Origin of the sequence: Pseudomonas sp. SJZ077 (assembly GCF_007993905.1) — a bacterium.
GTDB lineage: Bacteria > Pseudomonadota > Gammaproteobacteria > Pseudomonadales > Pseudomonadaceae > Aquipseudomonas > Aquipseudomonas mandelii.
The window spans coordinates 76,962-89,856 of the sequence record NZ_VIUJ01000008.1 but is presented as its reverse complement, the minus strand read 5'-3'; the positions used below and the strand labels follow the sequence as shown (position 1 = coordinate 89,856).

Here is a 12,895-nt window from a genome sequence, read left to right as displayed (position 1 = left end):
CCTTTCAGGCGTGGAGGGGTTCGATTGAAGATAGGGTTCGACCAACCCCTCGGTCGATATTGTCAGGCAGGACTAAGCTCAGGCCGCAAATCAAGCGTTGTCATGTCAGTGTCACCCGGGACAACGGGCGCCCTGAACCTTGCAGCATCACGCGCCGGAGGCATCCCGAACAGGCGTGCATATTCACGGCTGAATTGTGATGCGCTTTCATACCCCACGGTGAAGGCAATTGAAGCGGCATCGCGAGGGTCGAACAGCAATAACCAGCGAGCCCTGAGCAGGCGCAGGCGCTTTTGATATTGAATGGGCGTCATGCCTGTGATGGATTTGAAATGCCGATAAAACGCCGCAACGCTCATGTCGGTCATGGTCGCCAGTGGCTCGACGCGAAAGGGTTCGGTGTAGTGCTCACGGATCCATTGGGTGGCGCGGCGTATCTGCGCCAGACGACCATCCGGGCGAGCGATTTCACGCAGCATCGGCCCTAGCGGTCCTTGCAAGGCTCGAAACAGAATCTCCCGCTCAAGCATCGGCGCCAGTACCGCGGCTTCGTTTGGGCGGTCCATCAGCCGCATCATGCGCAACCAGGCGTCGATCATTTCAGCCTGTGCCGGCACCGCCGCAAAGCGGCTTGCGGGTGGCGGCGCGGTCGTCTTGATGTCGGTTGTCAGCAGCGTCGCGATGACGTTCGGGTCCAGGGTCAGGCTGATCGCAAGATAGGGCAAGCCTGGTCCGCCGGGGTGTATCTCACCGGTGGCGGGCACGTCCACCGGCACGAGGAAGTAGGTCATCGGCAGATACTGATAAACCTGATCGCCGATAGACAAGGTTTTCGCACCCTGGAGCACCAGGTGCAGCATCGGCTGATACACCTGGCTCGCACACGCCTCCGCCTGGACCATCGTCACACGCGGCAGCCCGGTGTCCGTCCACTTGTTTTCCGCGCGCATCACGAGGCGGCGCAGTTCTTCGATCGCAGGATTCATGCGCTGAACATGAGCCATCGCCGCGAGCAGGGCAAGCCATGCGAGAAGAATAGGCAAGCATTCGATAACAACTGGCAAACGTTTGTCCTTCGCCTGCCCGGATACTGGGGGCAAGCGGCAGGTTGCGTTCAGGCCTTCAAAACCTGATGGCAGGCAGACCTGCGATGGATCAATCAACTCAGGTAAAGGTCAGCCTCATGAAACTTGAAGGAAAAATTGCTGTTGTCACGGGCGCATCGAAAGGCATCGGCGCAGGTATTGCCAAAGCATTGGGCGCGGCAGGAGCAACGGTCGTTGTGAACTACGCGTCGAGCAAAGCCGACGCCGATGCGGTGGTCGCGCAGATTCAGGGGCAGGGCGGTAAAGCCGTCGCCATTCAGGCGGATATCAGCCAATCAGCCGATGTGGTCCGCTTGTTCGACACGGTCAAGGCGGACTTCGGAGCGCTGGATATTCTGGTGAACAATGCGGGCGTCGCGGTATTTCAAATGATCGAAGACCTCACCGAGGACGCGTTCCACCAGCAATTCAATCTGAATGTGCTCGGGTATCTCCTGGCGGTCCGAGAAGCCGTCAAGCTGCTTGGCCCCTCGGGCAGCATCATCAACATCAGCTCAATTCTCAGCACCGATCCCTACTTGGCCTCCAGCGTTTATTCGGCCACCAAGGGCGCGGTTGATACATTGACGTTTGCCTTGGCCAGAGAGCTCGGGCCGCGAGGGATCAGGGTCAACTCGATCTTGCCCGGTCACACCAATACGCCGGCGACGGAGGGCAACTTCGCCGGAGCGTTTGGTGAACAGCTGATCGCCGGTACGCCGCTTGGCCGTTTCGGTGAGCCCGAAGACATTGCGCCGCTGGCCGTTTTCCTGGCATCCGACGACTCGCATTGGGTCACCGGCGAATCCATTCGGGCATCGGGTGGTGTTCGTGGGGTGGGTTACTGAATCCTGTGATGATTGCGACCGGTGCGGGGTGACAGGCACCCGCAAATGACAAAAGGGCCACGCCTCTCCGTATCACTGGATCGAGGTGGCCCCTTTCAGGCGTCACAGATTCAACAACGGCATCACTTCACATCAAAGCGATCCAGGTTCATCACCTTGGTCCACGCCGCCACGAAGTCTTTCACAAACTTCTCTTTCGCATCACTGCTCGCGTAAACCTCCGCCAGCGCCCTCAATTGCGCATGAGAGCCGAAGACCAGATCAACCCGCGTGCCGGTCCACTTCAACTCACCGGTTTTGCGATCGCGTGCTTCAAACTCCTCGTTGGCCTCTGAGGTCGGTTTCCATTCCACGCCCATGTCCAGCAGGTTCTTGAAGAAGTCATTGGTCAATGCCTCTGGCTGCTGGGTGAACACGCCGTGTTTTGTTTGCCCGACGTTGGTGTTCAACACGCGAAGACCACCCACGAGCGCGGTCATTTCTGGCGCGGTGAGCGTCAGCTGTTGCGCCTTGTCGATCAACAGATGCTCGGCCGACACGCTGTAACGGGATTTGAGGTAGTTGCGAAAGCCATCGGCGATGGGTTCGAGGAAGCCGAAAGACTCGACATCCGTCTGCTCTTGCGAGGCGTCCATCCGCCCGGGTGTGAACGGCACGGTGACGCTGTGGCCGGCATTTTTTGCGGCCTGTTCGACACCTGCATTACCCGCCAGAACGATCAAATCCGCCAGCGAGATTTTCTTGCCGCTGTTGTTGAACTCGCTCTGGATGCTCTCCAGTTTCGCCAGCACGTTCGCCAGTTGCTCAGGCTGGTTGGCTTGCCAGGATTTCTGCGGCGCCAGACGCAGACGACCGCCGTTGGCGCCGCCACGTTTATCGGAGCCACGGAAGGTGGAAGCCGCTGCCCAAGCTGTTGATACCAATTGCGAGACGCTCAGGCCCGAGGCAAGCACTTTGCTCTTGAGCGCTGCGACGTCGCTGTCGTTGACCAAAGCATGGTCGACCTCTGGGATCGGGTCTTGCCACAGCAGTTCTTCGCCGGGCATTTCCGGGCCGAGGTAGCGGGAGAGGGGGCCCATGTCACGGTGGATCAGTTTGAACCAGGCACGGGCGAAGGCGTCGGCCAACTGATCCGGATTGGCCAGGAAGCGCCGCGAGATCGGTTCGTAGATCGGGTCGAATCGCAGGGCCAGGTCTGAGGTCAGCATGGTGGGATTACGCCGTTTGGACGGGTCGAAAGCATCCGGGATGGTGCCGGCGCCCGCGCCGTTTTTCGCAACCCACTGGTGCGCACCGGCCGGGCTTTTGCTCAGTTCCCAGTCGAAGCCGAACAGGTTTTCCAGGTAGTTGTTGCTCCACCGGGTGGGTGTGGTGGTCCAGGTCACTTCCAGGCCGCTGGTGATGGTGTCCGGGCCTTTGCCGGTGCCGAAGCTGTTCTTCCAGCCCAGGCCTTGTGCTTCGAGGCCCGCCGCCTCAGGTTCGGCGCCTACGTTGTCGGCGGGGCCGGCGCCGTGGGTTTTGCCAAAGGCGTGGCCGCCGGCAATCAGCGCCACGGTTTCTTCGTCATTCATTGCCATGCGGCCGAAGGTTTCGCGGATGTCTATGGCGGATCTGACCGGGTCTGGCTCGCCTTCCGGGCCTTCGGGGTTGACGTAGATCAGGCCCATTTGCACGGCGGCCAGCGGGTTTTCGAGGTTGCGGCCGTGTTCGGTACGGCTCTCCTCGTTTTTGCCGGGTTCGGCCACGAGTGGACCGTCACCGGGTGCTTCCACGGGAGCATTGTCGTCTTTGCCGTAGCGGGTGTCGCCGCCCAGCCATTTGTTTTCCGAGCCCCAGTAGACGTCTTCATCGGGTTCCCAAACGTCCGCACGACCACCGGAAAAACCGAAGGTCTTGAAGCCCATGGACTCCAGCGCGACGTTGCCGGTAAGGACGATCAGGTCGGCCCAGGAAATTTTGCGACCGTACTTTTGCTTGATCGGCCAGAGCAGCCGGCGCGCCTTGTCGAGGCTGACGTTGTCCGGCCAGCTGTTGAGCGGTGCGAAGCGCTGTTGGCCCGAGCCGGCGCCGCCCCGACCGTCGCCTGTGCGGTACGTGCCTGCTGCGTGCCAGGCCATGCGAACGAACAGCGGTCCATAGTGACCGAAGTCCGCTGGCCACCAGTCTTGGGAATCGGTCATCAGCGCCGTCAGGTCGCGCTTGACCGCCTCATAGTCCAGGGTCTTGAATTCTTCGGCGTAGTTGAAGCCCTCGTCCATGGGGTCGGACAGGGACGAGTGCTGGTGCAGGATCTTCAGATTCAGTTGGTTCGGCCACCAATCGCGGTTCGTCGTGCCACCGCCAGCGGCGTGATTGAACGGGCATTTCGATTCATTTGCCATGTGTGAGCTACCTTTGGTCGTGTTTCATCCGGCTATCGGCCCGGGGTGGGCGTTAGATAGCAACGAGCGAATTCAATGACATAGGCTGCAGGACCCAGAGTTGGATCAACTGATTGTCTGGACCACACGGGAATTCTGAACTGCGGCAATCGAGTTGCCTGCGCGGTGGCCCACGGGTGGCCTAGTCAAGCTTCGGACTCATTCCTGTCTCCTTATCAGCACTAAACCGGCCAGCTTGTTCCGCCAGCGCTGGATACAGGTTAGACCCCACTTGGGAAGTCAGCTAATAGGTGGAGTATTGGGGAGTAATAGACAGAGTCTTTTACGGGTTTCGCGGGGAGGGCCCGCGTCTATTTGGAGCATAGACGCGGGTTTGCGGGGCTTGAACGGTTACTTTCGAACGTTCTGGTACAGCATCAACCGTGAGGTTTCATGCATGGCGCGGGTCAGCGCCGACAGGCGTTTGAACTCTTCAGGGTTTTTCTCGGCAACGTTGTCCCGTGGCGTCATCGAAGCCAGGTCGTGAAGGGTCGGCGAACTGCCGTCGTGCTCCATCTGCACCATATAGTGTTGAGTCACGCCGGCAATCAGCGGGAACGTGCCCTCACGCAATACCAGAGGCACCACGCGTTCACCCTCGCGCGCGGGCTGCTGGATATCACGTCCCATGCCGCTGTTGCGAAACTCAAGGCCGGCCATCCCCGCCACGGTGGGCAGCAGGTCCACCAGGCCGACCGCTTCCTTGACCTGGCGCGTCCCGATCAAGCCTGGTGCGTGGATGATCATCGGCACCGCGTTGCTCTCCAGGCCCAGTTGCTCGTAGGCCGGTGCCAGGAACGGGATCTGCGCGATACGGGTGTTGTGGTCGCCAAACATCACGAAGATGGTGTTTTCGTACCATCCACCGGCCTTGGCGATTTCCATCAAGCGGCCGAGGTTGAAGTCCAGCAGGCGCACGGCGTTGTACTGCTCGACACTGCGCGATCCGGCGGCCTGCACTTCGGCCAGGGTAGGGTGCTTGACCTCGAAGCCGTCATTGCTTTTTGGGATCGTGAACGGACGGTGGTTGCCGGCCGTCTGCACATAGGCAAAGAAAGGTTTGTCCTTGGGCAGTGCTTGCAGGATCTGGTCGGTTTCCTTGAACAGGTCCAGATCGGAAATACCCCAGACGTCCACCACCGGCGATTTCCAGTCCCGCTCTTCGAACAGACGCACGCCGTCGATGCTCTGCCGGATCAGGGCATTCATGTTGGCCCAGCCGGAGTTGCCGCCGATGGTGTAGATCTTCTCGTAACCGGTAAACGCATTAATCAGCGTGTTTTGCTGGGTGATCAGCGGATTACGCGTCGCGGTTTCCTGCCGCGTGACATCAGGCACCCCGCTGATGCTGGCCCAGACGGTTTTCGCGGTCCCCGTTACGGGTACGTAGAAGTGCTCGAAGAACCAGCTCTGAGTGGCCAGCCGATCGAGATTGGGCGTCGGATTGATCGGGTTGCCGTAGGCCCCGACAGCACTGGTGCCCAGCGATTCAAGCATGATGAACATCACGTTCGGGGGACGCGAGCCCGGGATTTTGTACGGTTGGGGGCCCTGGTGCCGCACGAAATCAAGGGTCTGCGGGTCGGGTTTGTCGACGCCCAGGTAGTTGGCCATGACCGCGTAATGTTCGCGCACTTGCGCCTCGTCATAACGCGATTGGCCGACTTTGCCCGTATCGTAGAGAAACAGCACCGGGTTCAGGCCGAGTGCGGCGATCTGGTTATTACCCGAGAAGAACGCATCGCTCCAGCGCAACGGAACGGGGTTTTCAAGGTTCATGTTTTCGACACGACCCAAAATTCCCAGCAGCACCAGGACGACCATCAACGCACCGCCCCACGTCGCGGAGAGCTTGCGAATGGCTTTGCGAGGGCGGTCCAGCGTGACGCGTTCCAGGCGCACCAGGGCCAGTGTCACCAGCGCAATCGTCACCAGCCAGCCCAGTGAAATCCAGATCACCGGGTAAGTCTGCCAAACCATGTCGCGGGAGATCTGCGCATCCTCGATGAAGCGCAGCACGGTGGCGTTGATCCTCACGCCCAGGTAGGCGTAGTGGCCAAAGTCGATGATGTAGATCAGCAGCAAAACGCTCAGGGCGGCGACCAGATAGACGCGTGCGATACGGCGCAGCAGGCGGCTGCGGAGCAGGTTCCAGCGAGGCATCCAGGCCAGCAGCGCCAACGGCAACATGGTCAGGATGGCCAGGCGCAGATCGAAACTGAAGCCGATGCTCAGGGTTTCCCAGACGCCCTTTGTGTCGATCAGGGCTTTGGGTTCGAACCCGGAAAAGCCGAAGAAGAACGCCATCCTCAGCAGTGCAAACAGCACAAACGCAATCGCTGTAGCGCCTAGCCAATAATGTAAACGTCTCGAGTGCAGCCAACCCATCCTTGTTCCCCTGTTAAAAAGTCGTTAAATCTCAAACGGATTTGAGTTCGTCGCTCACTGCACCGTGCCGCTTGCTTGAGCGGCGATAGGTCCAGCGCAGGGCAAGCGTCAGCAGTGCCCCGCAGCAATACAGACCCAGCAGCGGATCAACCAGGTAATCCCAATAGTTTTGCGAAGGTTTGATCCCGGCGATGAAGGCCAGGGTTGCGCTGGCCAGCATCAAGACGGCCAGGCCGTTACGCAGGTAAAACAGGCCCAGCGTCAGCACTGCGAAGAAAATCAACATTGGGCGCGGGCTGTAGCCTAACCGATAGGGGTCCACATCACTCATGCCCAGAGTGGCCGGGTACAACACCAGGGCCATCGCGGCGAAGAGGATCAATACGCCGGTTTTGCCGCGTGCCGGTGGCAGCATGTCCAGTCGACGCAAGCAGCCCCACGCCATGAACACCAGGGTGGTGATCGCAAGGTCATCAATGTAGCTGCGCAAATACGCGGCCAACGACAAGCCGTCCGGCGAGAAGAAGCTGACGGCCAGCAAGGCGGCCAGCAGTGCGATCCGCCAGTTCCTGGACAAGCCGAACGACGGCAGCAGCAGGAAGATGATCATCGCGAAGCTGAGATGGGCTTGCCACAGGCTGATCATTTGAGGCGCTCGCTAAGCCATGCATCGTTAAAGGTGACGTGCTTGATGAAGGTGTTGTTCCAGGAATAAACCAAGTGATACATACCGTCAGGACTGCGGATGAAATACGGGTATTCGTATTCGAATTCACACCCCTGGTTTTTACAGACACGGTTGTCGAGGTTATCCAGGAACTCCGCTTCCAGTGAATGGCGGCGTGCGCCGCTGGAACCGCGGAATTCTCTGCCGATGATCTCCTTGTAGGCTTCGGGAGAAAATGGCGCGCCCAGTGGATCCGGGGATTTGTCCAGGTCGCGTAATGAGCGCCAATCGTCCATTTTGGCATCGGTCCCATACAGGCTCAGCTTGAAGCGCCCCTCCTGCAGGTCGTTGAGCGCCACCAGCAACCCATGTTCGGGTGTTGCGACGGCAGCCAACGAGGAATTCGGATTCGAGGGGTCGAGCGGATAAGGTTCGCTCCAGGTTTGCCCGGCGTCTTCAGTGCGGGTCGCCAGGACACGGTGGTGGGTGTTGCCGGCATAACGCAGCAAGGCGATGCCGCGCTGGCCATCCAGCGGCACCACCGCGGGTTGCAATGAATTCATGCCATGGCTGATGCGGAATTTGTCGATTACATCGCCGTCTGCGCTCAGGTAGAGGTACTCGGCAAACTTGCCCAGGAACTCATGGTAGACCGGCAGGCCGATGGAACCGTCGGCATGAAACACCGGTGCCGACCGGACCAGGGTGCTGATGTTCAGAAAGGGCGAGGTGATCAGTTGGCGCGGAGCGGACCAATGTTCACCGAAGTCATCGGACACCATCACGTTGACCGCGCTACCGGCCCAGCCACCCATGGACACGGACACGTAGAACAACCACACCCGATTATCCGGCGCGAGCGCCACCACCGGGTTGCCCAGCTTGCGGATGTATTTTCGAGTGCCCTGTTGGGTCGAGTCCCGAGTGGCCAATACCTGTTCAGCACCCCATTCGCCGGTTTTCGAGTCGAACCGGGCGGAGCGCACCTGTACATCGGCTGCGCCTTCGCGGGAGCCAGCAAACCAGACCGTCATCAGACTGCCGTCGGGCAGTGCGGTGACCGCCGAGGAATGCACGAAATCCACCAACCCGGAGGAGGCGAAACGGCTGGTATAGATGGGCTTGGCCACTTTGCCGGCCACTGCCATCACGGGGCTGATCAGGGCAAAGGAAGAGTGCGTATTGGCAGGATTGGTGATCCACGCGGTCGCAAACAGGCAGGACAGTAGAAGGTAAGCACAGAAGGCAGGAAAACTGGGAAGTTTGATGCGCATGACTACGTTGGCATCTCATGGACCGATAAGGCGGCCAAACTAACACTCGTTAGTACACGATCGGGTTTTATGACTGGCTAAATTGTAAGCAGGTATTTGTAGCGGCCAGCCATGTCGTCGCGTTCAGTTTGATTTAGCGCCGGAGACTGTCGGGCCAGAGCGATCGTGGCGGGCTTGAGGTGAATTACGCCGTTGGTCGCAAAGGCTGGGGCGGTAACAGGGACGTCTTCGGAATATGTGCTGTTTGTTCCGGCCTCTTCGCGGGCAAGCCACGCTCCTACGGTTGACCTGCGTCGTTCACACAAGACGTGATCGACCCCTATCTCTGTGGAAGCGTGGTTTGCCCGCCAAGACAGCAGCACAGGCACAAACGCTTTTTCTGCTGAAACCTAGTGCTGTCTGTACGTCTGTAGGGTGAAGGCATTCCCTGCCGGGTCTTTACCCTCAAGCGTTATCTCATTGTCCTTGATCATCAGGATTTTGAGTTCGTCGGAAGCGCCGGACGCTAAGCCGTCGCTAAAGTTTGGCAAGGAGGGCCCGGCAAACTTGGCAACCAGCAAGGGGGAAATGGCTGTGCCGTTGATTACGTAAGACTTGGGAACTGATTTCATGTCAGCCAATGTGAACGAAAGCAGGCTGGAATCGGCCGTCCAGCTACCGGCTCCGTTTACGCTGTACTCAAGCCGGTAAGGTTTGGCTTCAACGGTTCCGTCCACAAAGACAACGCCATTGACGTTGTACCGTCCGTTGCGGAAGTACTCTGTCATTCCCTTGAATTCGAACGTGCCGTTGGTGATCGGGTAGGTGTAATCGGTCGTCCAGCGACCTATGAAGCGGGGATTGTTGGGGTTGGTTTCGTGAAACGTGGCGTAAATCGTTGCAATGCCGCTTAGAACTGTCACCAGGGCCGCAAGCGCGAACCAGGCTTTAGTGGAGACTTTTTGTATAGCAGTGAAACTCATTGTGATGGATTCCATTCGATTGATTTGTCGTGCGCGGACGTCTTCCATGGGCGGTGGTGATACCGCACCCCGGTGTATTAGGCGCCGGGACAGAAGTATAAAACTTAAGGCGCTAGAAGACACAAAAACGCGAACTCACGCAGTTTCATTTGCCGCGTCATCCGACCGAACCCGCTGCACGCGCGCGGTCACCCGCGGCACCTCCCCAGCGGCATCACGTTTCAGCCATTCGGCCGGTGGACAGCCAATCACGTTGAGAAAAGTACGGGAGAAAGAAGCTTGCGAGCTGTACCCGACCGATGCGGCAACCACTTTGATCTGAACCCCGTCGCGTAGCAGGTCCTGGGCCACTTTCATCCGCCAGGCCGTCACGTAGCCCATTGGTGATGTACCCATGATCTGCGTGAAGTACGCAGAGAATTTCGACCGGGACATGTTCGCCAGGCCAGCAAGTTTCTCGACAGTCCACAGCGCCTCCGGCTCCTGGTGAACACGTTGGAAAACCGCCCCAAGACGCCCATCCTGAAGCGCATAAAGCAGGCCGCTGGAAATCTTTTGCTCGACGACCGAACGGCGCACCAACACCACGAAAATGTACTCAAGCAACAGGTTGAGCGCTTTGGTTCTACCAGGGGCCTGATCCTTGAATTCGGCAAGCAGTGAGCCGATCACGGGCGTGATGTTCTGCAGTTCACTGAACGGGAAAACCAGCGTTTCCTTGAGGCCCAGAGGGAAGGGTTGCAGGGCGTTGCGCCCGAACTGGAACGAGGCGCAGATTAGCTCGGCGCCGTGTGCCGAACTGGCGCGCAACTGGTAGCGGCAGCTGCTCGGGCAAAACAACACGCTGGGTTCGGTGATGGAGATCTTCGGCAGGCCGGGTTGCACCATGTCGATCCCGCCTTCACTGATGACATGGATGAACGCCATGCCAGGAGGCTTGTCGAGCACCAGCGTGCCATCGACCCTGCCAGAGAAGAACAGCCTGCCCTGAAGGTTGGTGCGTTCGAAGAATTCGGACAGGATATCCATGATAGAGACGACCGGGTAAAGACTCTGCACGTCCAGGCAAAAGCCGCGCAGGGCAGGGCAATAGGATGAAGTTCTCGCCGATGGTAGACAACGCCCCACCCGGGCGCCATGGCGCAGAGCGATTTTCCTGTTATCGACCGGAGTCCACTGTCATGAGCAACGATTCGAACCGCATCGCCCTCCAGTATGCAGACCCGGCAGAGCCTGCGCTGCCCGATCCCGGCATGAAGCTTGACCTCTCGCGGGCCGCGCTGGTGGTGATCGATCCGCAAATCGACTTCCTCAGCCCCGAAGGCGTGAGCTGGGGCGTGTTTGGAAAAAGCATCGTCGAGCACGATACCGTCAAGCACATCGGCCAGCTGTTTGCGGCCGCCAAGGGCGCGGGCATCACGGTCGCCGTTTCGCCGCACTATTACTATCCATGTGACCACGACTGGCATTTCGGCGGACCGCTTGAGAAGGTCATGCACAGTATCTGCATGTTTGATCGCAAGGGGCCGCTGACCCTCGACGGTTTCGAGAACTCCGGTGCCGACTTCATGCCCGAGTACAAGCCCTACATTCTCGACGGCAAAACCATCATCGCGTCACCACACAAGGTGTACGGCCCGGAAACCAATGACCTGGCGTTGCAGCTGCGCAAGCACGGCGTGTCGCAAATCATTCTGGCGGGCATGGCGGCTAACCTCTGTGTCGAGTCGCACTTGCGTGAACTGCTGGAGCTTGGCTTCGAAGTGGCCGTGGTTCGGGACGCCACCGCCGGCCCGACGACTCCCGAGGGCGATGGCTACCTGGCAGCGCTGATCAACTATCGCTACATCGCCAATGCGTTGTGGAGTACGGCGCAAACGGTCGAGTTTCTTAACGGGAAATAAGCCATGGCAATGGACTGCGTCTCACCATTGGGGCGCAGCCTTGAAAAACTGCCTTTGGTCGGTGCACCTGAACCGCTTTCACGATGGATTGATCCATTCTGAAAGAACTCTAGGGGGGCGCTGCCATGCACTCGTTTGCCAATCTGCTGACTCCGGCGCAAGAGCAAAAGCTGCGTGCGCTCAACACCTGGCATCTTGTCCTGGAGGACTTGAAGCTGCGCATGGAGTGCCCCGATGCGTATCACGAGGAACTGATTCGTCAGTCTGACGAGATGGATCGCCTGGGAATCGTGAGCTGGCAGGAATGGCGCGACCTCAGGGTTGAGGCCGATCAAGCGTACCTGCGCGCCATCGCGGGCGAGGATTATCACCGAGCACTAAGGAAGAGGAGCGGTTGATGAGCTTCGCCGGTGCACAGCTGAGGCTGAAGTTTGATTCGGTGTTAAACACGGAAAACGGGTTAAGTGCGATGTCGATCGTTGAAACAGTCGTCGATTATCTGCGTCAACAGTCGTTGCGGCTGACCACCGCAGAATCCTGCACGGCGGGCAGTATCATCACGCTGCTGGCCCAGGTGCCCGGCAGCGGTGAGCTGATTGAAAGCGGCTACGTGGTTTACTCACCCGAGGCTAAGCAACGCTTGCTCGCAGTCAGTGCAATCACTATCGAGACCTTTAATCTCACCAGCTGCGAAGTGGCTCGGGAAATGGCCATCGGCGCGCTGCGTGACAGCCCGGCCAACGTGGCGGTGTCCACGACAGGGCTGCTGGGGCCGGAGGATGTTGATGGTATTCCAGCCGGCACGGTTTGCTTTGCATGGGCCTTCATGGCAGGGCAGGAAATGGCGGTATTCAGCCGCAAGCAGCGATTTTCTGGCAGTCGGGAGTCCGTGCTTCAGCAGGCGTCGTTGTATGCTTTGAAAGAATTGCCGACGTTTCATCAGGCCATGCTCAACGGCGAGCGGGGCTAGATGATGAACACTTCGGTTATCCCGTTCGAGTGAGTCGGGGTTCGATAGCATGAACAAAACCATCAGCGCTAACGATCTGGGCCCTGTTGGACGACGGGATGCCTCCGGATGTCCTGGTCGCTACCGCCAAGCGCATGGGCGCTCGATCAGAGGATCTGGAAGGGTTGCGGCTGGAGCTGTTGAAGACTATTCAACAAGGGGAAAATGTACCGGGTTTCGGGTTTTGCCGATCTTGTCGCTTCCATCAGACAGTGGCTGGCGGGGCCTTTTGTGGGCTGACTCAGGAACCTGGAGTCCGGCGAAATCGGTTTGATTGACAGGGAGCATCGATTGCCCCAAGAAGTGAACGATTGACAGCGGTTTAATATTTCGACCAT

The 12,895-nt window shown here is 58.9% G+C and carries 11 protein-coding genes; 4 read left to right on the top strand and 7 right to left on the bottom strand.

The window, feature by feature from the left end; genetic code table 11:
• Window positions 1-62 precede the first annotated feature (62 nt).
• The gene (locus FBY01_RS14230) at window positions 63-986 is read right to left on the bottom strand and encodes an AraC family transcriptional regulator (RefSeq protein ID WP_145308383.1); all 924 of its coding nucleotides are present in this window, start codon (window positions 984-986) and stop codon (window positions 63-65) included.
• 197 nt (window positions 987-1,183) lie between these two features.
• Here FBY01_RS14230 and FBY01_RS14225 point away from each other — a divergent pair, with 197 nt between their 5' ends.
• Window positions 1,184-1,933, top strand: coding sequence for a glucose 1-dehydrogenase (locus tag FBY01_RS14225; protein WP_077749510.1), 750 nt, complete (start codon window positions 1,184-1,186; stop codon window positions 1,931-1,933).
• Window positions 1,934-2,055: 122 nt separating this feature from the next.
• Here FBY01_RS14225 and katG read toward each other — a convergent pair whose 3' ends face one another.
• From katG to FBY01_RS14195, 6 genes are all read right to left on the bottom strand, one after another.
• Entirely contained in the window at window positions 2,056-4,314 is a 2,259-nt protein-coding gene (gene katG / locus FBY01_RS14220; protein WP_145308327.1) for a catalase/peroxidase HPI, read from the bottom strand.
• Window positions 4,315-4,704: 390 nt separating this feature from the next.
• Complete coding sequence (locus FBY01_RS14215; RefSeq protein ID WP_145308328.1) at window positions 4,705-6,741, bottom strand: LTA synthase family protein; 2,037 nt, start codon at window positions 6,739-6,741, stop codon at window positions 4,705-4,707.
• A gap of 31 nt (window positions 6,742-6,772) precedes the next feature.
• Window positions 6,773-7,387, bottom strand: a complete 615-nt coding sequence (locus FBY01_RS14210) for a hypothetical protein (RefSeq protein ID WP_145308329.1) — start codon at window positions 7,385-7,387, stop codon at window positions 6,773-6,775.
• Window positions 7,384-8,682 (bottom strand): exo-alpha-sialidase, encoded by a 1,299-nt coding sequence (locus tag FBY01_RS14205; protein WP_102594471.1) that lies wholly within the window; start codon window positions 8,680-8,682, stop codon window positions 7,384-7,386. The genes FBY01_RS14210 and FBY01_RS14205 overlap by 4 nt, the downstream gene beginning before the upstream one ends.
• Before the next feature lie 389 nt (window positions 8,683-9,071).
• Window positions 9,072-9,644, bottom strand: a complete 573-nt coding sequence (locus tag FBY01_RS14200; protein WP_145308330.1) for a hypothetical protein — start codon at window positions 9,642-9,644, stop codon at window positions 9,072-9,074.
• A 135-nt stretch (window positions 9,645-9,779) separates the two neighbouring features.
• Complete coding sequence (locus FBY01_RS14195; protein WP_145308332.1) at window positions 9,780-10,673, bottom strand: AraC family transcriptional regulator; 894 nt, start codon at window positions 10,671-10,673, stop codon at window positions 9,780-9,782.
• A gap of 152 nt (window positions 10,674-10,825) precedes the next feature.
• Between FBY01_RS14195 and FBY01_RS14190 the strand changes: the two genes are divergently transcribed.
• From FBY01_RS14190 to FBY01_RS14180, 3 genes are all read left to right on the top strand, one after another.
• Window positions 10,826-11,548: a cysteine hydrolase family protein gene (locus FBY01_RS14190; protein ID WP_145308334.1), complete on the top strand. Its 723-nt coding sequence runs from the start codon at window positions 10,826-10,828 to the stop codon at window positions 11,546-11,548.
• A 125-nt stretch (window positions 11,549-11,673) separates the two neighbouring features.
• Window positions 11,674-11,946, top strand: coding sequence for a hypothetical protein (locus tag FBY01_RS14185; protein WP_077749485.1), 273 nt, complete (start codon window positions 11,674-11,676; stop codon window positions 11,944-11,946).
• Window positions 11,947-12,017: 71 nt separating this feature from the next.
• A complete protein-coding gene (locus tag FBY01_RS14180; protein ID WP_077749509.1) occupies window positions 12,018-12,518 on the top strand; it encodes a CinA family protein in 501 nt (166 codons plus the stop codon).
• Window positions 12,519-12,895: the final 377 nt, after the last annotated feature.